This window comes from Pseudomonas fluorescens, assembly GCF_902497895.1.
GTDB classification, from domain to species: domain Bacteria; phylum Pseudomonadota; class Gammaproteobacteria; order Pseudomonadales; family Pseudomonadaceae; genus Aquipseudomonas; species Aquipseudomonas fluorescens_BP.
Genome location: NZ_CABVHQ010000086.1, coordinates 1 through 19,981, shown reverse-complemented (window position 1 = coordinate 19,981; position 19,981 = coordinate 1). Strand labels below are relative to the sequence as shown.

The window sequence follows — 19,981 nt, the reverse complement described above, 5'->3', positions numbered from 1 at the left end:
AGGAGACTAGCCGATGCCAATGATGCAGCCGCGAGGAAGATCGATAGGAAGAACCGCATTGATTGAGTCATTTCCGTACTCCGATAAGGGAGCATTGGATGGGAGCAGCGGTCAACGCCTGTGTCAGACAGGAACCGAACCCACTGAAAGTTATCCGGCGCACCCTAAAGTGTGTGAGCTGCAAGCTTCGCTCTTGAATGGAGCAGGCCCAAGGCCACTGATCAGTTGCGATGCCATCATCTGGTTTGACCACTGTGTAAGGGCCGGGTTCGTCGCCAGAGTCTGCTTATGGCCGATTTTTGGCTTTGGCCAACTGCCGCTATTTCGGGTCGATCAGTCATTCAGGATAGCTCCGCTGGTTTGCCAACCCAGCCTGGCGGGGAAAACCCGGCCCAGCAGCTGGCATTCCATCCACACTGGATGCCCGGTCAACGAGGAACGCGGCCGCTTCTTATCCCAGTTCGTCCGTTTGCAGACCGTCTGGGCACCACTGGCGCGGTAGCCCACTGAGCACTACTTCCCTGAACCATTCGGGCGGCCTTAGGGCCGCCATTTTTTTCGTGTTGTCCCTGGCACTCGCCCCGCAGGCATCAGGCCGCCGATCTATCTCCCGGCACAGTGCGGTTTCACACTCCTGAATCCTCTAATTCTCCTGAATCAAACGCTGCACTGCCATTCGGCGCTCTGTTTTTCGACCATGTGGATGTCCAGATAGCTTTTGAGCACTTCCTTCATCCCTTGGGTGCCCATCACTGTCAAAGCGTTCGATGTATCACTCATCATCTCGTTGGAACTCCTTTAAAGGCTCTTCGTCATCTGAACTGAGGGGCATCTGCGGGTTTGCCGCGGCGGACCTCTTGGAATCTGTTTTTCATTAAGAGGCGAGGGACGAGATGAATACTCCAGACAGCAGGACCGGGCAGCCGTCCGCCCAGCAGAACCCGACACGGCCGGAGCAAAACTTTGAGCATTTGAAGGAGGAGGTCACCGAGACTCTAGGAGACGCACGGCAGCAGGCCGATGCGCAATTCGGCCAGTACCGTGACACTGCGGCCGACCAGATCGAGGCCCTGGCCAGAGGCGCCAAATCCCTGGTTTCGGAAATCGAGAGCAACGATACGCTCGGCCTGTCCGACCACGTCGCCAACATGGCCGAGAACATGAGCGGGCTGGCTGCAAAGCTGCGCAACAAAAGCGCCGAACAGCTGCTGCATGACGGAGCAGACCTGGCGCGCAACAATCCGGCGTTGTTCATTGCCGGCAGCATAGCGGTGGGGTTTGGCCTGTCGCGGTTTTTGAAAGCCGGCAGTGCTGAAATTCGGACCAGCAGCGACCCGGCGGCCGGGAGCACCTCCATGCCGCCCTCCGGTGGTTTCGGCGCTCAGCGACCCTACGAAACTTCGGTCCCGAGCAGTGCCGGTCCTTCTCCAGAATCGGCTACAGGCACCACGCCGGCCTCATCGAATGCCCAGGACTACCCTGGGGATTTCGCCACGACCTCGAGACCTGACTCGACCCACTTCAAAGGAGAACTGTGATGAACAGAGAAGAACTGGAAAGGCAGCGCCTGCATCCGATGCCACCTGCCGACCACGACAGCTCGGTCATAGGTTTGCTGCGGCAATTGTCCCGGGAAGTGCCGGTGCTGTTCACCAAGGAACTGGCATTGGTCAAAGCTGAATTGCAGGCCAGCCTCACGACAGTGAAAGCAGGCATTGCAGGCGTTGCCGGCGGAGCGATGGTGTTGCTCGCCGGGTTCGTCATCCTGCTGATGTCAGCCGTCTATGGCTTGAGCATCGTCATGGCACCCTGGCTTGCTGCATTGATTGTCGGTGCGGTGGTGATGGTGGTCGGGTTCGTCATGTTGCAGGCGGGGAAAAAGCAATTCGAAGCATCCCACTTCAAGCCTGATCGCACCCTGGACGCCCTCAACAAGGACCAGGAAGCGCTGCGGAGGAAAGTGTCATGAATCGTGAACTGGAAATCGAGTCGGCGAAAAGTCCGGAAACCATCGAGCGCGAGATCGATGCGCAGCGGGCAAGCATTTCCCACATCGTCGATGAGCTGGAAAGCAAATTCACGCCGGGGCAAATGTTCGACCAGGCGTTGAGCATGATGCAGAGCAACGGCACCACTTTCTTGAGCAATCTGGGCACCAGCGTGCGCAACAATCCGGTTCCCGCGGTGCTGACTTCGGTCGGGTTGCTGTGGTTGATGATGAGCCAGAATCGCCCGCCGCCCCGCCCGGACGATCGCTTCGACGCGGATGAGCACAGCTTCGGCGATATGGCCGACGGCCTGGCGGACGGCATTGATAGCGCCCGCGGCTATCTGCACAGCACCACCGACACACTCAAGGGCGGTTACCGGTCGCTCAAGGGCAAGGCCGCGAGCGTCGGTGACGATCTGAGCGCCGCCACTGACAACGTCGGCCACGTCGTTCACCATGCCAGTGACCGTTTGATGCGCAACACGCAAGTGTTGAGCAACCAGTTCAGTCATCTGCTCAAGGAACAGCCGCTGATCGTCGCCGCTGCGGGTATCGCCCTGGGAGCCATGCTGGGAGCGGCGCTGCCCACCACGGCGGCTGAGCAACGCTACCTGGGCAAGACCAGTGCAAACCTGACCGGCAAGGTCAAACAACAAGCGCGGGAGGGCTTTGAAGCGGTACGCGATACAGTGACCAAAACCACCGAGCATACGGGAGGCGAGACCGGGGTAGCGCAGCACTCCACATCCGTAACGCCAGCTGACCTGTCGCAGGGATTGGGCACTTCTTGAAGACGCTGGAGCAAGGCGGGAGGTCTGAATGGCATCCCGCCAACCCGCCATCAGTCACTTCTTCTCCAGTGGATCTGGCTGCCAGATTCGACACTGGGACGTTGCAGCACAGGGTGTTGTTCGGCGCCGATTATCAGAACACCAGCACCGATACCAAGGCGCGAGCAGGCAGTCAGCTTGGACGCATCAAACTTCACGGCCATGAGCGGTGGCTGCCAATTGCCCGGTATCGACCCGAACGAAAATCGAGTCGCCAACAGCGGTGAGCACATCGCCCGCATACACCTCGCAGATAACACGGCTCTTGCGTCCAACCTCACCCTCGACCTTGGCACGCAAGGTGAGAGGTACGCCCATCGGCGTCGGTTTGATGAACTTGATGCCGAGATTGCCAGTGACGCAGTCGATGCGCGGAAGGCTGCCCACCTCGCGGTTTCCCGCACGGTAGTGGTACGCCATGGCAGTCCAGTTCGAATGGCAATCTACCAGCATCGCGATCAGCCCTCCGTAGACCAGATCCGGCCAGCCGCAATACTTGGCCTCAGGTAGATGCTCGGCCACGACATGCACGCCATCCTCATGCCAGTGGCTCTTGATGTGCAGCCCGTGTGGATTACTGCTGCCGCAGCCATAACAGACGCCTTCGGGCGCGGCGATGTCTTGCAGGGAGCTGTCGATCATGGCCATACCTTTTTATTCTTGAAAATATTAACCAGGCCTGGCCGCTTTTACGGTGAGCCAGAACCGGTGTGTGTTCGACATGTTAAGCAGGGTCAGCAGTTGAATCAAACCGTCTGGGTGGGCGCCTGTCGAATGGGCATTCCAGGCCCAAAGCAGCAGTCATTCACCCTGCCTGAACACCAGTGCCTTCAAGCCGCTTGCAGGGTCGGCGTCGGCGAATTCCGGCGGGTTTTCCAGGCGTTGCTCGAAGCGCAGGCTCGGGGCTTCACGGGTTACGCCGTCGATGAGGAAGTCCGGGCCTATGGCCGGGTCGTTCATGCAGGCCAGTACGGTGCCATGGCTGCTGAGCAGTTCCGGCAGGCGGCGCAACACCCGCTGGTAGTCTTTGGTCAGCAGAAAGCTGCCTTTCTGAAAGGACGGTGGATCGATGATCACCAGATCGTAAGGTCCAGTGTTGATCACCTTGCCCCAGGACTTGAACAGGTCGTGGCCGAGAAAACTCACCTTGCTCAGGTCGTGTCCGTTGAGCCGGTGATTGTCGCGCCCACGGCTCAAGGCCGCCCGGGACATGTCCAGATTGACCACGTGATCCGCGCCGCCGGCGATGGCCGCCACCGAAAACCCGCAGGTATAGGCGAACAGATTCAAGACCCGCTTGCCTTGGGCATTGGCTCGCACCCAGTCGCGGCCGTAGCGCATGTCGAGAAACAGGCCATTGTTCTGTTTCTTGCCCAGATCCACCCGATAACGCAGGCCGCCCTCGGTAAGCGTCCATTCCTCGATAGCTTCCCCCAGCAGCCATTCGGTGGTGCTTTGCGGCAGGTAGCGGTGTTGCAGCAGTAACCTATGCGCGCCGGACTTGTGCCACTCAGGCGACTCGGTGATCTCCATCAGCAGCTGCTTCAATGCCTCCAGCTGCGCCTGCTCAGGTTCCTTGAACAGCGAGACCAGGACCAGGCCCTGCATCCAGTCGACGGTCAATTGTTCCAGACCCGGCCAGCACCGGCCCCGACCGTGGAACAGGCGGCGGGTTTCTTCCGGGGCAGCCGCCAGGGCCGTCAGCAAATGGTGATGCAGGGTGCAAAGGGCGTCAGGAGTCATCGGGCAGGGTCGGCAATTTGAAGGGGCGGCATTTTAAACACAATTGCAGTGCCAGAGCCCCTACAAGGGAAAAAGGTGGCGAGGGAGCTTGCCCCTGTTCGGCTGCGAAGCCGTCGTGATGGCGAAACCTGGGTTATACCTGATAGATCGAGGTCTCAGGTTTCAGGGCTGCTGCGCAGCCCATCGTGGGCATCACCGTCATGAGGAATGTATTCCATGAAAAGCTCCGGTCCTAGTCCTGTCATCAGCATCGCCGAGCAGCCCGGCTGCCTGCTGGTGAAGTTTCATGGTATCCAGGTGGCCACGTCCGCACGGGCGCTGGTGTTGCTTGAGGCCAATTACCCTCCCGTGTACTACGTCCCGCGGGAGGATATCGACGAAAAGTACTTTGCCCGCACCGATCACACCAGCTATTGCCCCTACAAGGGCGATGCCAGCTATTTCAGTCTGCAAGTCCCGGGACATGAAGGCGCCAACGCGGTATGGAGTTATGAGAATCCCAAGGTGTCGGTAGAGCAGATTCGCGGATACATGGCGTTCTATCCCGATCAAGTGAAGTTCGAGCTCCTTGACGCCGAGGTTTGATTGTCGTGCATCGGTGATCGAGTTGGCCGAGCAGCACCCCGATGAGCTGATTGCCGCGCTGATCGAACAAAACAGCCCGCCGATCCTTTACCCATGGCAACGGATCGGCTGCACCTTGGTTCAAGGTCTATTTAAGGGCTGCCAGCACCAGGTCGGCGACGGGACCACCCGAAGCAGGGTTCTGGCCGGTGATCACCCGTTCATCGGCAATCGCAAACGGCACCCAGGGATCGTCGGCCTTCTTGTACACGCCGCCTCGGGCAACCATTTCATACTCGGTGAGGAAGGGCACGTGCTTATCCAGTTCGGCGATTTTTTCTTCCTCGTTGGAAAATCCGGTGACCTGCTTATCCTTGATCAGCAAGGTTCCATCAGACAATTTGATGTTGAGTAAACCCACTGCACCGTGGCAAACCGAGGCAACGACGCCACCCCTTTCATAGATTTTCCGGCTAATGGCCTGCAGCTCGGTGTTTCCGGGAAAATCCCACATCACGCCGTGTCCGCCGGCATAGTAGATGGCGACATAGTCATCCGCATTGACCTCGCTCGGCTTGAGTGTCGCGCCCAGGCGGTTCATGAACGGCTTGTCGTGGTACCACTCCCAATCCATCGGTTGCGCCATGTTCAGGCTGTGCGGATCAATGGGGGTATAACCGCCTTGAGGACTGACATAGTCAACCGCGTAACCCGCAGCCTGGACTTTAGCTACAAAATGCACGGCTTCGCCGAGCCACAAACCCGTCGCGCGGTGCAGGGTCGGGTATTTCTCGACGCTGGTGACTACCACCAGGATTTTCTTGCTCATGGTTCACCTTCTGTTTTTTGCAGTAGGGGTTTAATGCCGCTTTCCAACCGAGACCAAAACTGTTGCTTAAGCTCTTTGGCAATAGCAGCCTGCATTTGTTGCCCGCTATGTAGTTCCCCAAGTGTCAGTCGCTTGATCAGCATAGTCATCAAATCGCCGAATCAGTCTGATCTGCTGGAAATGGCCGCCGGTCGGTTTGATCGATTCTTCGTGTCGAAATGACGTCTACCGGATCGACTAACAGGCAGAACCCTCTGCAATCGACGACGGGATCCGCCCAGGGTCGATTGCGCAGTTTCATGCAACCCAGACAGGAGATTGATCATGTCCTATGTCGATGGCTTCGTTATCGCAGTGCCTACCGCCAATCGCGAAAAATTCAAGCAGCATGCCCAGTCCGCCGCGGCGATCTTCAAAGAGTACGGCGCTTTGAGTATCGCCGAGTGCTGGGGCGACGACGTGCCCGAAGGCAAGCTGACGTCATTCCCGATGGCGGTGAAACTCAAGGAAGATGAGACCGTGGTCTTTTCATGGATCACCTGGTCCTCGCGCCAGACCCGCGACGCGGGTATGGAGAAGGTCATGGCCGACCCCCGGCTCCAACCCGACGTCAACCCCATGCCCTTCGATGGGCAACGGATGATTTTCGGCGGTTTCGAGATGATTGTGAGCGCTTAGGGGTGTATCTACACATTTTTAAGAGCTACCGAATACTGTGGTGAGGGGGCAAGCTCCCTCGCCACAGGTAGAAGTGTTCGGCCAACGAGATGTGTAGATACTAATGCTTATACGAAGTGGGCCTTAAGATCAAAAGATCGCAGCCTGCGGCAGCTCCTACGTATGTGGTCGATGGTTATGATGGTTATACGGCCACGAGCATGCCGCAGGATCTAGCGATGGACTGGATGATGGGGCGGCCAGTTCCTCCAGGTGAGTGATGATGTCGTAAGGTTTGAGCACCAGTACGTCGCTGTCCAGGGTGTCCAGAATCATCTCGGCGGTGTTGCCGATCAATGCGCCGGAGAGTCCGCTGCGGGCCACGCTACCGATCACCGTGAGCGCGGCTTCGAGCTTGTGCGCGACGTACGGGATCAGCACATCGGCCGAGCCTTCCTCGATATGCAGGCGATCGTCGCTGATGTGGAATTGGGCCTGGAAGGTCTTGCACAGGTCGCGATAGAAACCCTGGATGCTCTCCTTGAGTTGGAGTACGGGGTTGGCTGCCGAGAGCAGGGGATAGGGGTGGGCGCTCATCATATGTAGAGTGCCGCCGGCCAGTTTGGCAATGTCATAGCCGTGGCTGACAATGCCGGAATGCAGGACGCGGTGCTCCACGTCACTGTTGCCGGCATCGACGGCGGCGAGAATGGTGCCACCGGTCCAGGGCCTGGCGGTTTTTACGATAAGCACCGGGCTTGGGCAGTATCGCAGCAGCTTCCAGTCCTCGGGGGTGAGAAGGCCCTTCAGCAGTGGATTGTCGGGCAGGTGCTGTTTGATCACCAGGCCGCAGCCCTGGGCTTGTTGGGCGGCGATAATGGTCTTGTGCGGACTCCCATGCCAGGCTTGCTCGGCACTTACGCTATAACCCTCCTGTGCCAGGGCGCCTTGCATGTCGTTCAGGTAGGAGGAATGTTTGTGTTGCTTGTCGCAAGCCAGCAGATGCAGGTGCGACCGGGTGGCGTTGGCAATCATTTTAGCTCTGTTCAGGACCAGATCCTCGGACTGCTGCGAATCCACCACCACCAAGGTGTTGCGAATGGTGTGCATGAGTTATTCCTGCGCATGAATACAGTTTTCATGTGGGCGGCGGCACAGGCTTGGCCTATGTCTGCTCCGGCTGGTTGCACGCGCTACTTGCAAACCTTTGTCCGCCCGTTAGCTGGAAGATCACTTACTGACATCATGCTCGCGACAGCTAAAATTGAATTCTGCCCGCCCAATACCCTTGTGGATGCTTGAATCGAGCTGGCCTTCATCATCACGGAACTGCTGCTGATCGCTTATGCAATTACGCAAGCTGACTCCCCAGCGCTGGCGCTTTTGTTCCATGGCATCTACATTGAGCGGTATGACTCGATCGGTACACTTGATGGCGAACGAGTTGCGTTATTTATTGCTGCTTGCGCTACTGGTTAAGGACGCGAGCGAACGTCTGCCGCGTTCAATGCCTCGCCTGCCTATAACTGTCGGCTCGCACAAATACCTCGCCTCTGTAGATACCCGATCCTGGCGATATATATCGAATTTGCTCTGCGGCGAGCGTGCTGCTCGCTAAACTCGATGGCCGAGTATTATAGGGCTATTGCGCTTGACGCTTAAGCAGTTGGTCGGCTGAGTTAGTTGATTTTTAACTAAGAGGAACTCTGATCAAATCCTATTCGGTCTGATGAAATAGCGGCTGGTTTTGAAGTCCTTGCAACTCGCTCCGACGCGACCTAACGCTCGCGTGCGTAACGACCCGGTGGTTGGCCCACATACCTCAAACCAGTTTGTATCTGAACGTATCCGCCGCGCCGACAGCCAACTTCATATACAAATCCATGGGGTGCGCGACACCAGCGCGATACATAGCGACCTCTAAATGGGGCCACCGCATCCTCGGCAACCCTCGCGCGGTCTTGCCGTGCACAAACTGGAGAAATGCGATGTCCCGTCTCAACACCCGTACCAACGCTGGCAGGCTTGGCCTCACCCTTGCCGCCGCCGCGGCACTCAGCGCATTCGCGGGCCTCTCTCAAGCTCAAGAGGCGAAGCCTCATGCCGAGGCCAGCCATGAGTCGCAGTCGAAAAAAAGTTGGCAGGCAGGTCTGCGACGCACCGATCTACTGCGCCGGGATCTCGACGTCTCCGGGCGTGAGGTTATCCAGGTCCGCGTTGATTTCGAGCCAGGGGTAGCATCCCCCAAGCATTCTCATCCAGGGGTGGAAGTTGCCTTTGTCCTCGAGGGCACGTTTGAGTATCAGCTCGAGGGGCAGTCACCTGTAACGCTCAAAGCCGGCGATTCCTTGTTTATCCCCGCTGGCACTGCGCATGTCGCGAAGAATATCGGTGGAAGCAATGCGTCGGAGCTGGCGACGTACATTGTGCAGAAAGGCTCGCCGCTGGTAGTGCCGGAACAGTAAGCGACGTCAGTCGCGCACGGAACCGGAACTCAAGAACCCTGAGGGCCAATCCATTTCGTTACAGTTGGAGCTTGCCACTGCTCAAGCGCATCGATCAGAGCAGACGGGTCGGTGTTGAAGATCAGCATCTCGCTGTGTTCGGCTTTCATGAAGCCTTCGGTCACTGCATGGTTGAGCAGGCTGCGAACCGGGTTGAAAAAATCGCCGATGTTCAGGCAGGCGACACCTTTGTGGTGTTCACCCAGTTGAGTCAGGGTCGCGACTTCAAACAGCTCTTCAAATGTGCCCAGGCCACCAGGCAATGCAATGAATGCATCCGCCCATTCACTCATGCGCGTCTTTCGGCTGCGCATGTCTTGCGTCACTTCATGGTGGGTCAGCCCGCCATGAAGATGTCCGAGGTCGAACAGGAGGCGAGTAATGATGCCGATGACTTCGCCTCCCTCGGCGAGCACAGCATCCGCCATGACGCCTATCAAGCCCTTGTTGGTGCCGCCATAGACCAGTCGCAGGCCGCGTTTGGCGATTTCCCGACCCAGGGCTTGGGCACCTTCAACATAGTCGGGGTTGAAGCCGTAATTGGAGCCAGAGAAAACAGCAATGCTACGCAGTGGGGCAGGGGTGGGCATCGGATTATTCCCGGTCGAATGGGTTGAGTGCGCAGATCATGGGATCTGTTGGACTAACGCAAAAGGTCCAAGAATCGGCTGTTTGAATGGGCCATGATCATCGTGCAGCGATGCGCCGATACCTTCACATCAGCTCTAGGATGCGTTTGCCAAGCTGCTCGGCGGTTTCCTCCGAGTCGATGTTGGCGAACCCGAGCAGCAGCGCGGAGTCGGTCGTGCCGCAGATACTCCAGTCTGTCAGGGCTTCTGCGTAAATACCCGCTTGCAGCAGGCGCTCGACCAGCGAACGATCGGACTGTTGTTCCGTCAGTCGCAGGATCAGATGCATACCTCCCGGCTGAGCATCGATGCGGATGTGGTTGCCCAGGGCTTTCTTGAGCCCCCGTGCTGTCGCTTCCCGACGTTCGCCGTAGAGTTTTCGCATGCGCTGGATATGGCGAGCAAAATGACCCTCTGTCACGAAAGTGGCCACGATCGCTTGGGTGAGTTCCGGGCAACCTCCCAGGAAGGTCTGGCCGATGTGTTCGAATCGTTCGACTTGCGCTTGAGGCACAATCAGATACGCAAGGCGGATCCCGGGAAACAGCACCTTGCTGAAGGTGCCGGCATAAAGCACCCGGCCATCGCGATCCAGACTCTTGAGCGCCGGCAGCGGGCGGCTGATGTAGCGGTACTCGCCGTCGTAGTCGTCTTCGACAATCCATGCTTGCTGCCGGGTCGCCCACTCGAGGAGCTCCAACCGTCGCGGCAACGACAGCGAAACGCACAGAGGGCTCTGATGGGCCGGTGTGACGACGGCCGCACGCGCGTCCTTCGAGCTGTTCACTCCTTGGGTGACCCGCATGCCGTCCTGGTCTACCGGGACGGGCGCAACCTCTATCTGAAGATGTTCCAGCAACTGTCGGGTGGGAAGGTATCCAGGGTCTTCAACGAGCACCCGGTCTCCCGGTTTGAGGAGCGCGTGAGCAACCAGCAACAGTGTGTTTCGGTATCCCGACGTCACGAATACTTGAGAGGGCGAGCAGGTAATCCCACGTGCGACCTGTAGATAGGTGGCAATCGCGGTACGCAACGATTCCAGCCCATAGACAGACGGATTGGCCATGTCCGCGATCTGTGTGGCGCGAACGCATCGTGCGCCGATTTGCGACCAGATTTTTCTTGGAAAGGCGTCCAGCGCGGGCAGGGCCATTTGAAAGGGCAATACCTGCGCCTTATGCCGGATTGAGGTGCCTTCGGCCGAACTGAAGGCTCGCTCCGCGGCGGAAGAGGGGGGCCTGACGTTGATACCCGGTGCCACGACCGTGCCTGCCTGGCCGCGAGACTGGATATATCCCTCGGCGGTCAGCAGTGAATACGCGGTATCGATGGTCCCTCGCGCCAGTCCGAGTTCTTTCGCCAGCGCCCGGGCCGACGGAATCCGCTCTCCCGGCGTGAGCACGCCGTCGGTAATCGCACCCCGGAACCGCCAGTATAATTGCCGGTAGATAGGCTCGCTGGAGGTCGGATCGAGTGGTGAAAAGCTGTTGATTCGATTTGTCATTAGCCTCGCCCGTGGTTTCCCTCGCGCTCAGTCTGCTCCAAAAGCGCTGCCAGAATCAGCCAGCCAAATGACTCTGGTGGAAAAAATATTCGTGTAGCGCCAGGTCTGTCTTGCTCCTGGCCACCGCTACAGCTTCCGGGCCAAAGGCCGTTCCTTCAACGGAGAAGAAAGCCAGATCATGCAGTCCGATCATACCCAGGACAGCTTTCAGGTACGGAGTCAGAAAGTCTGGCTGACGTGGTCGCTCCCCTGAAAATATTCCGCCCGAGGACACGGCCACAAAGACTGGGCGATCGCTCAGCAGGCTGGTTTTGCCTGCCGCACCGACATTGAACGTGCGGCGAACTCGAGCGATATGATCGATCCAGACCTTCAGTGCCGCGGGTACGGTGAAGTTATGCATCGGCGTTCCAATGACCACCATATCGGCACTCTCCAGTTCCTGAATCAGCTCTTCTGACCGAGCGATGGAACCCTCTTGAGATACGTCTGCGGGCGACTGTTGGGAAATCGCGTAATGCTCATCTACATGGGGTAGAGCGCCATCCCCCACGACTCTGTGTATGACTGTTGCCGTGGGATCGCTCTTTAGTAAAAAGCCAATAATGTTTTTAGAGAGTCTATAGCTCTCGGAATTTTCCCTGCGAGGACTGCAAGTAACGTGCAGGATTTTCATGATTCACCCATTTGCTTATGTTAAGGGAATCATTCTATGAAGCTCATGACCCATGCCCAAGGTCCATGAATGGAGTTTTAAACGGGTCCATGATTGTCTGGGGCAGGAGGATCATGGCCTATAACTCAAGCCCGATCATGGATCTTATCAAATAGGCCAAGAAGCACCACGATGGAGTCCTTCAACCAGCATCTATAAGGATTCATCATGAGTAATCGTATCGACTACGCCAACGCTTCGCCTGAAGGTTACAAGGCTTTTGGAGGGGTGTACGTCAATCTTCAACAGTGCGGCCTTTCACATGAGCTGATCGATCTTGTGTACCTGCGGGTCTCGCAAATAAATGGCTGCGCCTATTGCATCGATATGCATTCCCGGGATCTGCTCAAGCTCGGCGTTACCGTGGACAAGCTGGTACTGGTACCCGTGTGGCGTGATGCGGGTGAAGTATTCAGTACACGTGAACGCATCGCGCTCGCTTGGGCGGAAACCGTAACTCGCGTCGCTGATACCGGTGTTCCTGACGCTGACTATGCAGTCGCTGCTGCCGAGTTCAATGATAAAGAACTCGTGGATCTGACTTATGCGATCGGGTTGATGAACGCCTTTAACCGATTCGGCGTTACGTTCCGCTCGATCCCCACTGCTGCTGCCAAAGCTTGAAATAAACTTTTAAACGAGTGCTTCGCCCCTGGAGTTATCTATTCGTCTTCCTGACGATAGGGCTCTTACCCAACCTCGCCCGGCGGTAACGCTTGGCGAGTCAACGAATGGATCTGTCACTATGGCATGGGCACTACTTGGCATCGCTGGGATTCTCGAAATCGCATTCGCCTTCGCCATGAAGGGGTCTGAAGGTTTCACCCGATTGACGCCTGGACTCTTTGCGGCCGCCACCGGCTTGTCGAGTGTCTTTCTTCTTTCACTCTCGCTGCGTACGCTGCCAATGGGGACTGCCTATGCGGTCTGGACCGGTATCGGCGCTGCGGGTACGGCGATTCTGGGAATGGCGGTGCTGGGTGACTCCACCACGCCGCTGAGGATTCTCTGCATTGTGCTGATTCTGGCAGGCGTTATCGGACTCAAGCTGGTCTCGGGAAACGGAGGATGATTGCTTATCTAAACCCGACTCTCGCCTGCGGCTAAACAGAGTTGGCGGTACGCGCCCACCAGTTGATCAAGGGTGAACGCGCGATTTCGTCCACTAGGATTGGGCAGGACCCATACCGAGGCATTACCAAAGGTCTTTGCCTGAAGCCCCCACGTAACGTCTCGTTGGCCGGATAACGCGCAATACGCAGCTTTACCGAGAAACGCCACAAAACGTGGCGCATAACATGCGACTTTTCGTTCAAAGTCCGCAGCGGCAGCGATGAATTCATGTAAAGACAGCTGATCCGCTCGCGCCGTAGGCCGTTCAACCACTGCCGTTAATCCACACTGATACTGCAATATCGTCCGATCGTTTTCCGGGCGTATTTCCTGCGGCGTAAAGCCGGCGAGATGGAGTGTGCGCCAGAAGCGATTGCCTCTACCCGCAAAATGATGCCCAAGGGCTGCGGCAGTCACTCCCGGATTAATGCCACAAAAAATCACTGCAAGATGCTCGGCAAGAATATCTTCGAGTCTTTCACCAGCCATAAAGCCACTCAACCGCAGATCACGCTTACCGCACCGCGTGCAAGCTCCGTCAATTCAGTACGGGATTTGCCCGCCCGCGCCCGTATCGAAATGCTATGCAGCAGGGATGACGCGAGTACGGCGAGGGCCGCAGGGTCGACATCGCTTTTCAACTCGCCGGCATCGATTGCCGCTCGCAGACGCGTTTCGAGATCGGCATCGAGCCTGCTGAGCCGCTGCGAAAGCACTTCGCGTATTTCAGCATCCTCGACGGCTTCGGTCGTCGCCGTGCCGATTGCAAAGCAGCCACGCGGCTGGCCGTCACCCGAGAAATAGATCGACAACTGCCCCTCGTAGAAGCGCATCAACGCCTGGCGCAATGTCAGGTCCTTGTCCGTCAGCGCCTCATGCATGGCCGCAGCGGCAAACTCCCAATACTGCTCAAGCGCCTTGATATAGAGCGCGTGCTTGTCACCGAATGCCGCATAGAGGCTTGGGCGATTCATGCCGGCCGCAGTGGCGATGCTATCCAGCGAAGCGCCGGAATAGCCGGTGCTCCAAAAAACCCCAAGCGCCTGCTGCAGCGCTGTCTGCGGGTCATACGCGCGGGGGCGGCCGCGGCCTTTGCCCTCTGTAATCTTTTTTTGTGCCATGTTGTACAAAATCCTTGAATGCAGGTGGGTCAGGGGATATTCTTACACCATCGCACAAAATTAAGGAACCAGAAGTTCCTGAATTGCAGGTTTGTTGTAGCGGAGCTCGAACTGGGTGTTGCGGCGACGAAACAGGTGCGGCGGAAGTGATCCTCCTGACCGCGCACGCTAAGGCTGTTTTTTGGGTGTTAGCCCCATTTCCCGGTTAAAGGTGGATTCGATCATGACTAAACAGTTCGACATCTCGGCTACGCAGACCTTCGAGTATCCAGGGCCGAACCTGGCTGACACGCCGATCAAGAAACCGTTCAAAGAGAGACTGCGGCCACTGCTTATGGTGGGTGTGCCTGTGTTCTTCGCTGCGGTTGGGTACGCGCACTATCTGGCGGGCGAGCCCTATATTTCGACCGATAACGCCTACGCCCGGGTGGCGAAGGCATCGATCAATGCGCGCATTTCCGGACAAGTCGTCGAGATCGCGGTCGAGGACAATCAGCCTGTTCGCAAAGGCCAGGTGCTGTTCCGGATCAACCCGGAGCCGTTCCAGATCGCGGTTAACCGTGCGCAAGCACAGCTGAGCGTCGCGCGGCTTCGCATCGATGGCCTCAAGGCAAGCTACCGGCAGCAGCAGGCTGAATTGAATTCGGCCAAAGAGTCAGCCGATTTCGACCAGCGGGAGTTTGCCCGGAAGAAGGCGCTGCTTGCTACCGAGTTCGTCTCGCGCGCCATTTACGAGCGCGCCGACACAGACCTTAAAGTTGCACGGCAACGAATAGCGTCGATCGAACAACAGATCGCCAGTACGGTCGTTGCATTGAACGGTAATCCAGACATCGAAGCCGACAGCCACCCGACGGTTCGTGAGGCCCAGGCTCAGCTCGACGAGGCGCAGCTTTACCTCTCGTACGCGACGGTGTATGCGCCTGACGATGGCATCGTGGCCAAGGTTGACGATTTACAAGTTGGCAACTATGTCAACAGCGGTGCGCCAGCATTTGCTCTGCTATCCGATCGCCAGGTTTGGGTTGAGGCCAACTTCCGCGAAACGGAGGTGACCCATATGCGTCCAGGCCAAGCAGCAACCATCAGTATCGATACTTATCCTGATCATGTATTCAAAGCCCACGTTATCAGCATGAGCCCGGGTGCCGGATCGGACTTCGCCCTGCTGCCGCCGGAAAATGCGACCGGCAACTGGGTCAAGGTTGTCCAGCGGGTACCGGTGCGACTCGAACTCGATGAGGTGGATCCTGCTCTGCCGCTTTTCTCGGGTACCAGCGCCACGGTCACGGTCGATACCAGGTATCGCACGCCCTGGTGGCACCCGCTCAAAGCGCTGTTAACCGCAGGTACCGACCGATGAACGCCAACCTTGTGGGAACCCCGGCGGGAGAGGGTGCGCGCACGCTAAGGTTCGCCGCGCTGCTCGCGACCTATATGCAGTCCGCGAACCTGCCTGTTCCGAATTCGGCACTCAGGTTTATACAGGGCAGCTTGTCGATGACCGACGACCAGGCGGGCTGGATATTCACTTCGTACCTCGCTGCCAGCGCCATCACCCTGCCGATTGCGCAGTGGCTCGCCGGGCGCTATGGCTTGAAGCTTGTGTATCAAGCCACGATAGCCATCTTCGCCCTTGGCTTGCTACTCGCTACGGTTGCAACCACCCCGCTGGAATTCGTCGGCGCGCGGATTATTCAAGGCGCCGCGAGTGGCGTGCTGGCGCCCCTGTCGATGGCGATTGCAATGGAGACATTGCCACCTGCGCGGCGTGGGAAATTTGGCTCGGTGTTCACGGCCATTGTGCTCTTGGGCATCGCCAGCGCCCCGAGTATCGGTGGTTGGCTCAGCGAATATTACGGATGGCGCTCGATGTTCTACATCAGCCTTGCGCTGTCGGCATTTATCTTCCTGGTGATGACGCTTTTGCTTGCCGAGAAAAAGGCCGAGAAAAGTCCGCCTTTTGACTTCTTCGGCGTCGGCACCTTCACCCTGGGAATGATCGGGTTGCAAATGCTCCTCGACCGCGGTGAGCGCCTGGACTGGTTTGCCTCGCCCGAGATCTGGCTGGAAGCGGTGGCAGGTGCAGTGGGGCTCTACCTGTTCGTTGTCCATGTGCTGACTGCGAAGGTGCATTTCCTCCATAAGAATTTGTTCAGAGACAGCAACTTCGTGCTGTCGACGATCATCTTTTTCGCACTCGGTTTCGTGCTGTTGCCGACGATGGCACTGACTTCCCCGATGCTGGATGAGCTGCTCGGGTTCCCACCTGTAACGACAGGCTACCTGACGATACCGCGTGGTGTGGGGCTGGTAGGGGCATTCATCCTGATGGGTCGTGTTCCCGATTGTATCGACCAGCGACTGTTCGTTGCGGCGGGCGTAGCCGTGGTGGTGTATGCCAACTGGCTGATGCTCGGCTATTCGCCTGCGATGGACTGGTGGCCCGTGGCGGTTGCCGGTGCAATCCAGGGTGTCGGCCTCGGTGTCTTGATGCCGTCGATCAGCAAGGTGGCGTTCAGTACGCTCGATCCCAAGCTCCGTCCGGAAGGTACCGGTTTATTCAATCTGGCCCGAGTTTATGGAAGCACCATCGGCGTTGCGGTCGTGCAGATCTTCTTCTTCAACAATACGCAAGCGATGCACATGGCGCTGGCAAGCAACCTTACGCCCTATCGCGCCGCTGCCCATCCGCTGACGGCGTCCTTGCCCGGGCTTGGGTTGCTTAACGAAATGATCACCGGCCAGGCGGCTTTTATCGCCGTTATCGGCCAGTTCAAGATCTTGATGTTGGCGATGCTGGTGGTGAGTCCGCTGGTTATCTTTCTTCGCAAACCCGTTGCGACCAACTAGTTTTCGTGGAGTCAGTTCAACGCCCCCCATGGCCCGGGCGGCGACCCCGGGCATGGATAAAGGCGTGTGGGAAAATCCGGGCCCGCTTCGATCAAGGCCCGCCCACCACCATATGGCTGAAGGGCACCACATACGCCTGCAAGGTGACCAGGCCGCCGACCAGAATGGCCAGGATGATGGAGTGGAAAAACACGTAGCGCAGGATTTCCCCTTCGTGGCCGTACCAGCGGGTGGCGGTGGACGCCACCACAATCGATTGGGCGTCGACCATTTTGCCCATGACCCCGCCGGAACTGTTGGCGGCGGCCATCAACACGGGACTGATGCCCAATTGCTCGGCGGTCACCCGTTGCAAGCCGCCGAACAGCACGTTGGAGGCAGTGTCCGAGCCGGTCAGGGCCACGCCGAGCCAGCCGAGGAGGGTGCCGAACAGGGGGTAGAAAATGCCCGTTGCGGCGAAGGCCAGGCCCATGGTGGCGTCCAGTCCCGAATAGCGGGTAAGAAAGCCGAGGGCAAGCATGGCCACGATCGTAATGAGCGAGTAACGCACCACCCACAGCGTTCGCAAGTATTGGTGGATCAGTTGCGGGATGGAATAACCCATCAGCAATCCGCCGAGGATCGCCGCCAACAGGATGCCGCTACCGGTGCTGGTGAACCAGTTGAACTTGTAGACCGCATCCTCGGTTTTAGCCGCGGGCACCACGGGCGGGACCTTCTCGATCTGCTGGTGAATGGTGGTGAAGGTCAGGGTCGGGGCAAAGATCGGGTTAGCTTCGCGCATCGGCTTGCCCTGAGGGTCAAGCTTGGCCGAGCTGGTTTGCGGATCTACAGCCTGCCGGGTATCGAATATGTTTTTGAAGCTCTGGGTGCCCCAGGCGAAGACGAAAACCGTGAGGATGATCCAGGGCATCCAGGCGCGCATTACCGCGGGCTTGGCATCGCTGGCAAAGGTCGCGCTGGCGACGGGTTGTTCGTCGTGCTCCTCGGCTATTTTGGAGTTGTCGACCCGCCCTGACAGGGCGGCGGAGGTGTGCACGGTGGCCGGCTTCCAGACCCTGAGGAAACCGGTCAGGCAGGCCATGGAAATCAACGCGGCGATCACGTCCACCAGCATTGGCCCATGGTAGTTGGAGACGAGGAATTGCGGCACGGCGAAGGTGAGCCCGGCGACCAGGATCGCCGGCCAGATTTCCAGCATCTTGCGCCAGCCAGCGAAGGCCCAGATCAACCAGAACGGCACGATCACCGAGAAAAATGGCAGTTGCCGGCCGACCATCATCGACAGCTCCATTTCATCCAGCCCGGTCACCTTGGCCAGGGTGATGATGGGCGTGCCCAGGGCGCCGAAAGCCACGGGCGCGGTATTGGCAATCAACGCCAGGCCGGATGCGGCCAGCGGCGAGAACCCCAGCCCGATCAAAATCGCCCCGGTGACCGCCACCGGCGTGCCGAAGCCGGCAGCCCCTTCAAAGAAGGCACCGAAGCAGAAGGCAATCAGCAGCAATTGCAGGCGGCGATCGTCGGTGATGCGCGTCAGCGAATCCTGCAGCACCTTGAACGAGCCGTTCTCGGTGGTAAGCCGATGCAGGAAAATGATGTTGAGCACGATCCAGCCAATCGGCAGCAGGCCGTTGGCAGCGCCGTACAGCGCGGCCGAGCCCGCCATGTTCGCCGGCATGCCGAAGGCGAAGATCGCGATCAGCAAGGCCGAGCCAAGGGCAAGCAATGCCGCCAGATGCGCCTTGATATGGAAAAATGCCAGGGCTGCCAGCATCACCACCACCGGCACCGCCGCCATGATGGTCGATAGCACCGGGTTACCGAAGGGATCGTAGATTTGCTGCCAGACCATTTTCCACCTCTGCTTTTTATTGTTGGTAGCGCAGGCACCGGGGGGTAGGTGGCTTGTAGTATAGGTGGCATTAGGCAACTGTCAGGGCAGGTCCCCTCGGCCATGAATGACTGCTTTTTGGGCGAAGCAGTGGTCGCCAGAGCAGGATGCGGTCATGCGCAAGATTGAAGCCCGGTTATTGAGCATGCGCACTTATTTGAACCATTGGTTTCCTGTTTGGCTCACTTGCTCGAACACCACCGCTCGCCGCGATGAATCTGCACTCCGCAAAACCCCGGTTCCAGCGCCCGATACTGGTTTTCGCCGCGGCACTGGGCGTGGCGATGGCCGCCAATGGGGTGTTCGTGCTGATCGCCCCCGCCCTCTGGTATACCGAGGTGCCGGGGGTGGCGCGCACCGGCTTGTTCAACCAGCACTTCATCCGCGATATCGGCTTGCTCTATGTGGCGATTGGCGCGGCCTTTATCGCAGGCAACCTGAGCGTGGTGCACCGGGTCCTGCTCTGGGCTTCGGCAACCGCTTGGCTGACCGCCCACGCGCTGTTTCATTTCTGGGAAGTGGCGGCGGGGATCTGTGGTCCGGAGGTGTTGTGGGTGGATTTCCGGCGGTCACGCTGCCGTCGATTATCGGTATTCTGCTGACGCTTTGGGCTTGTCGTGAGGCCGGTCACGGTAAGTGCAGAGTACTTTGACCTGAACCCCGACAACCGCCGCATCTCATCGCGGATGTACCCCAATCCACTGTGAGCGAGCCTGCTCGCGAAAGCGGCCTGACAGCCGGCCTATCTCTTGCGGATGTACCCAATCCCACTAATGTAGGAGCTGCCGCAGGCTGCGATCTTTTGATCCTGGCTCTCGCGGGTGTACCTATCCATTTCTGCGGTAACGGCCCCTTTATGTTTTCGGACGTGTTCGCCGGTGTCCCGGCTTCCTGCGATCCCGCGAAAATAGTGCGCCATCCTCTTCAACCAGCCACCGAATGTAGGCTGATTCGGCGAAGGGTATAGGAACGCTCCTGATGAGACTTCAGGGGCTGGAACGGTTGCTGAAGATGATTCATTGTTGGTTGTAGGGA

At 58.2% G+C, this 19,981-nt stretch carries 24 protein-coding genes; 11 read left to right on the top strand and 13 right to left on the bottom strand.

Going from position 1 to position 19,981, the window contains the following annotated elements; all coding sequences use genetic code 11:
* Positions 1-657 precede the first annotated feature (657 nt).
* A complete protein-coding gene (locus F8N21_RS31330) occupies positions 658-780 on the bottom strand; it encodes a hypothetical protein (protein WP_263597317.1) in 123 nt (40 codons plus the stop codon).
* A gap of 113 nt (positions 781-893) precedes the next feature.
* On the opposite strand from F8N21_RS31330, the gene F8N21_RS27365 reads away from it, so the two are divergent.
* The 3 genes from F8N21_RS27365 to F8N21_RS27355 are packed head-to-tail and all read left to right on the top strand — an operon-like array spanning position 894 to position 2,781.
* Positions 894-1,538, top strand: a complete 645-nt coding sequence (locus F8N21_RS27365) for a hypothetical protein (protein ID WP_150645101.1) — start codon at positions 894-896, stop codon at positions 1,536-1,538.
* Positions 1,538-1,969 carry a phage holin family protein gene (locus tag F8N21_RS27360; protein ID WP_150645100.1) on the top strand — a complete coding sequence of 144 codons (432 nt, stop codon included), beginning with the start codon at positions 1,538-1,540 and terminating at the stop codon, positions 1,967-1,969. Before F8N21_RS27365 ends, F8N21_RS27360 begins: the two co-directional genes overlap by 1 nt.
* Positions 1,966-2,781, top strand: a complete 816-nt coding sequence (locus F8N21_RS27355; RefSeq protein ID WP_150645099.1) for a DUF3618 domain-containing protein — start codon at positions 1,966-1,968, stop codon at positions 2,779-2,781. Before F8N21_RS27360 ends, F8N21_RS27355 begins: the two co-directional genes overlap by 4 nt.
* Positions 2,782-2,967: 186 nt before the next feature.
* On the opposite strand, the gene F8N21_RS27350 is transcribed toward F8N21_RS27355, so the two are convergent.
* Positions 2,968-3,468 carry a PaaI family thioesterase gene (locus tag F8N21_RS27350; protein ID WP_150645098.1) on the bottom strand — a complete coding sequence of 167 codons (501 nt, stop codon included), beginning with the start codon at positions 3,466-3,468 and terminating at the stop codon, positions 2,968-2,970.
* Positions 3,469-3,621: 153 nt separating this feature from the next.
* Positions 3,622-4,563 carry a class I SAM-dependent methyltransferase gene (locus F8N21_RS27345; RefSeq protein WP_150645097.1) on the bottom strand — a complete coding sequence of 314 codons (942 nt, stop codon included), beginning with the start codon at positions 4,561-4,563 and terminating at the stop codon, positions 3,622-3,624.
* 216 nt (positions 4,564-4,779) lie between these two features.
* Between F8N21_RS27345 and F8N21_RS27340 the strand changes: the two genes are divergently transcribed.
* Entirely contained in the window at positions 4,780-5,148 is a 369-nt protein-coding gene (locus F8N21_RS27340) for a DUF427 domain-containing protein (protein WP_150645096.1), read from the top strand.
* Between the two features lie 127 nt (positions 5,149-5,275).
* Here the strand turns inward: F8N21_RS27340 and F8N21_RS27335 are convergent, their stop codons facing one another.
* The gene (locus tag F8N21_RS27335; protein WP_150645095.1) at positions 5,276-5,956 is read right to left on the bottom strand and encodes a type 1 glutamine amidotransferase domain-containing protein; all 681 of its coding nucleotides are present in this window, start codon (positions 5,954-5,956) and stop codon (positions 5,276-5,278) included.
* The gene (locus F8N21_RS30620; protein WP_191624417.1) at positions 5,953-6,105 is read right to left on the bottom strand and encodes a hypothetical protein; all 153 of its coding nucleotides are present in this window, start codon (positions 6,103-6,105) and stop codon (positions 5,953-5,955) included. The genes F8N21_RS27335 and F8N21_RS30620 overlap by 4 nt, the downstream gene beginning before the upstream one ends.
* Positions 6,106-6,280: 175 nt before the next feature.
* Here F8N21_RS30620 and F8N21_RS27330 point away from each other — a divergent pair, with 175 nt between their 5' ends.
* Complete coding sequence (locus F8N21_RS27330) at positions 6,281-6,634, top strand: DUF1428 domain-containing protein (RefSeq protein ID WP_150645094.1); 354 nt, start codon at positions 6,281-6,283, stop codon at positions 6,632-6,634.
* A gap of 156 nt (positions 6,635-6,790) precedes the next feature.
* Here the strand turns inward: F8N21_RS27330 and F8N21_RS27325 are convergent, their stop codons facing one another.
* Both F8N21_RS27325 and F8N21_RS30615 read right to left on the bottom strand, forming a co-directional pair.
* Entirely contained in the window at positions 6,791-7,723 is a 933-nt protein-coding gene (locus tag F8N21_RS27325) for a universal stress protein (protein ID WP_150645093.1), read from the bottom strand.
* Positions 7,724-7,843: 120 nt separating this feature from the next.
* A complete protein-coding gene (locus tag F8N21_RS30615; RefSeq protein ID WP_191624416.1) occupies positions 7,844-8,005 on the bottom strand; it encodes a hypothetical protein in 162 nt (53 codons plus the stop codon).
* A 596-nt stretch (positions 8,006-8,601) separates the two neighbouring features.
* Between F8N21_RS30615 and F8N21_RS27320 the strand changes: the two genes are divergently transcribed.
* The gene (locus F8N21_RS27320) at positions 8,602-9,078 is read left to right on the top strand and encodes a cupin domain-containing protein (RefSeq protein ID WP_150645092.1); all 477 of its coding nucleotides are present in this window, start codon (positions 8,602-8,604) and stop codon (positions 9,076-9,078) included.
* Between the two features lie 29 nt (positions 9,079-9,107).
* Here the strand turns inward: F8N21_RS27320 and F8N21_RS27315 are convergent, their stop codons facing one another.
* The 3 genes from F8N21_RS27315 to F8N21_RS27305 all read right to left on the bottom strand — a co-directional run bounded on the left by F8N21_RS27315 (position 9,108) and on the right by F8N21_RS27305 (position 11,926).
* Positions 9,108-9,707 (bottom strand): TIGR00730 family Rossman fold protein, encoded by a 600-nt coding sequence (locus F8N21_RS27315; protein ID WP_150645091.1) that lies wholly within the window; start codon positions 9,705-9,707, stop codon positions 9,108-9,110.
* A 124-nt stretch (positions 9,708-9,831) separates the two neighbouring features.
* Entirely contained in the window at positions 9,832-11,250 is a 1,419-nt protein-coding gene (locus F8N21_RS27310) for a PLP-dependent aminotransferase family protein (protein WP_150645090.1), read from the bottom strand.
* A gap of 55 nt (positions 11,251-11,305) precedes the next feature.
* On the bottom strand, positions 11,306-11,926 hold the full coding sequence (locus tag F8N21_RS27305; RefSeq protein ID WP_150645089.1) for an FMN-dependent NADH-azoreductase: 621 nt from the start codon (positions 11,924-11,926) through the stop codon (positions 11,306-11,308).
* A gap of 207 nt (positions 11,927-12,133) precedes the next feature.
* Between F8N21_RS27305 and F8N21_RS27300 the strand changes: the two genes are divergently transcribed.
* The gene (locus F8N21_RS27300; protein ID WP_150645088.1) at positions 12,134-12,589 is read left to right on the top strand and encodes a carboxymuconolactone decarboxylase family protein; all 456 of its coding nucleotides are present in this window, start codon (positions 12,134-12,136) and stop codon (positions 12,587-12,589) included.
* Positions 12,590-12,710: 121 nt separating this feature from the next.
* Positions 12,711-13,037, top strand: coding sequence for a DMT family transporter (locus tag F8N21_RS27295; protein WP_150645087.1), 327 nt, complete (start codon positions 12,711-12,713; stop codon positions 13,035-13,037).
* Positions 13,038-13,045: 8 nt separating this feature from the next.
* On the opposite strand, the gene mug is transcribed toward F8N21_RS27295, so the two are convergent.
* Both mug and F8N21_RS27285 read right to left on the bottom strand, forming a co-directional pair.
* Complete coding sequence (mug, locus tag F8N21_RS27290) at positions 13,046-13,567, bottom strand: G/U mismatch-specific DNA glycosylase (protein WP_150645086.1); 522 nt, start codon at positions 13,565-13,567, stop codon at positions 13,046-13,048.
* Between the two features lie 8 nt (positions 13,568-13,575).
* Complete coding sequence (locus tag F8N21_RS27285; RefSeq protein WP_150645085.1) at positions 13,576-14,199, bottom strand: TetR/AcrR family transcriptional regulator; 624 nt, start codon at positions 14,197-14,199, stop codon at positions 13,576-13,578.
* Between the two features lie 223 nt (positions 14,200-14,422).
* Between F8N21_RS27285 and F8N21_RS27280 the strand changes: the two genes are divergently transcribed.
* Together F8N21_RS27280 and F8N21_RS27275 are read left to right on the top strand one after the other, a co-directional pair.
* Complete coding sequence (locus tag F8N21_RS27280) at positions 14,423-15,562, top strand: HlyD family secretion protein (protein WP_150645084.1); 1,140 nt, start codon at positions 14,423-14,425, stop codon at positions 15,560-15,562.
* Positions 15,559-17,052, top strand: a complete 1,494-nt coding sequence (locus tag F8N21_RS27275) for a DHA2 family efflux MFS transporter permease subunit (protein WP_150645083.1) — start codon at positions 15,559-15,561, stop codon at positions 17,050-17,052. Before F8N21_RS27280 ends, F8N21_RS27275 begins: the two co-directional genes overlap by 4 nt.
* A 91-nt stretch (positions 17,053-17,143) precedes the next feature.
* Here F8N21_RS27275 and F8N21_RS27270 read toward each other — a convergent pair whose 3' ends face one another.
* Positions 17,144-18,907, bottom strand: coding sequence for an L-lactate permease (locus F8N21_RS27270; protein WP_150645082.1), 1,764 nt, complete (start codon positions 18,905-18,907; stop codon positions 17,144-17,146).
* Between the two features lie 251 nt (positions 18,908-19,158).
* Between F8N21_RS27270 and F8N21_RS27265 the strand changes: the two genes are divergently transcribed.
* Positions 19,159-19,548: a hypothetical protein gene (locus F8N21_RS27265; protein WP_224788299.1), complete on the top strand. Its 390-nt coding sequence runs from the start codon at positions 19,159-19,161 to the stop codon at positions 19,546-19,548.
* Positions 19,549-19,981 lie beyond the last annotated feature (433 nt).

What these genes read in the sequence shown, in the direction of transcription:
- F8N21_RS30615 (WP_191624416.1), bottom strand. Translation starts at nt 8,005, where the DNA reads ATGGAACAAAAGCGCCAGCGCTGGGGAGTCAGCTTGCGTAATTGCATA.
- F8N21_RS27275 (WP_150645083.1), top strand. Translation starts at nt 15,559, where the DNA reads ATGAACGCCAACCTTGTGGGAACCCCGGCGGGAGAGGGTGCGCGCACG.
- F8N21_RS27330 (WP_150645094.1), top strand. Translation starts at nt 6,281, where the DNA reads ATGTCCTATGTCGATGGCTTCGTTATCGCAGTGCCTACCGCCAATCGC.
- F8N21_RS27265 (WP_224788299.1), top strand. Translation starts at nt 19,159, where the DNA reads ATGAATCTGCACTCCGCAAAACCCCGGTTCCAGCGCCCGATACTGGTT.
- F8N21_RS27320 (WP_150645092.1), top strand. Translation starts at nt 8,602, where the DNA reads ATGTCCCGTCTCAACACCCGTACCAACGCTGGCAGGCTTGGCCTCACC.
- F8N21_RS27285 (WP_150645085.1), bottom strand. Translation starts at nt 14,199, where the DNA reads ATGGCACAAAAAAAGATTACAGAGGGCAAAGGCCGCGGCCGCCCCCGC.
- F8N21_RS30620 (WP_191624417.1), bottom strand. Translation starts at nt 6,105, where the DNA reads ATGACTATGCTGATCAAGCGACTGACACTTGGGGAACTACATAGCGGG.
- mug (WP_150645086.1), bottom strand. Translation starts at nt 13,567, where the DNA reads ATGGCTGGTGAAAGACTCGAAGATATTCTTGCCGAGCATCTTGCAGTG.
- F8N21_RS27365 (WP_150645101.1), top strand. Translation starts at nt 894, where the DNA reads ATGAATACTCCAGACAGCAGGACCGGGCAGCCGTCCGCCCAGCAGAAC.
- F8N21_RS27300 (WP_150645088.1), top strand. Translation starts at nt 12,134, where the DNA reads ATGAGTAATCGTATCGACTACGCCAACGCTTCGCCTGAAGGTTACAAG.
- F8N21_RS27270 (WP_150645082.1), bottom strand. Translation starts at nt 18,907, where the DNA reads ATGGTCTGGCAGCAAATCTACGATCCCTTCGGTAACCCGGTGCTATCG.
- F8N21_RS27295 (WP_150645087.1), top strand. Translation starts at nt 12,711, where the DNA reads ATGGCATGGGCACTACTTGGCATCGCTGGGATTCTCGAAATCGCATTC.
- F8N21_RS31330 (WP_263597317.1), bottom strand. Translation starts at nt 780, where the DNA reads ATGAGTGATACATCGAACGCTTTGACAGTGATGGGCACCCAAGGGATG.
- F8N21_RS27335 (WP_150645095.1), bottom strand. Translation starts at nt 5,956, where the DNA reads ATGAGCAAGAAAATCCTGGTGGTAGTCACCAGCGTCGAGAAATACCCG.
- F8N21_RS27340 (WP_150645096.1), top strand. Translation starts at nt 4,780, where the DNA reads ATGAAAAGCTCCGGTCCTAGTCCTGTCATCAGCATCGCCGAGCAGCCC.
- F8N21_RS27315 (WP_150645091.1), bottom strand. Translation starts at nt 9,707, where the DNA reads ATGCCCACCCCTGCCCCACTGCGTAGCATTGCTGTTTTCTCTGGCTCC.
- F8N21_RS27325 (WP_150645093.1), bottom strand. Translation starts at nt 7,723, where the DNA reads ATGCACACCATTCGCAACACCTTGGTGGTGGTGGATTCGCAGCAGTCC.
- F8N21_RS27310 (WP_150645090.1), bottom strand. Translation starts at nt 11,250, where the DNA reads ATGACAAATCGAATCAACAGCTTTTCACCACTCGATCCGACCTCCAGC.
- F8N21_RS27280 (WP_150645084.1), top strand. Translation starts at nt 14,423, where the DNA reads ATGACTAAACAGTTCGACATCTCGGCTACGCAGACCTTCGAGTATCCA.
- F8N21_RS27360 (WP_150645100.1), top strand. Translation starts at nt 1,538, where the DNA reads ATGAACAGAGAAGAACTGGAAAGGCAGCGCCTGCATCCGATGCCACCT.
- F8N21_RS27305 (WP_150645089.1), bottom strand. Translation starts at nt 11,926, where the DNA reads ATGAAAATCCTGCACGTTACTTGCAGTCCTCGCAGGGAAAATTCCGAG.
- F8N21_RS27350 (WP_150645098.1), bottom strand. Translation starts at nt 3,468, where the DNA reads ATGGCCATGATCGACAGCTCCCTGCAAGACATCGCCGCGCCCGAAGGC.
- F8N21_RS27345 (WP_150645097.1), bottom strand. Translation starts at nt 4,563, where the DNA reads ATGACTCCTGACGCCCTTTGCACCCTGCATCACCATTTGCTGACGGCC.
- F8N21_RS27355 (WP_150645099.1), top strand. Translation starts at nt 1,966, where the DNA reads ATGAATCGTGAACTGGAAATCGAGTCGGCGAAAAGTCCGGAAACCATC.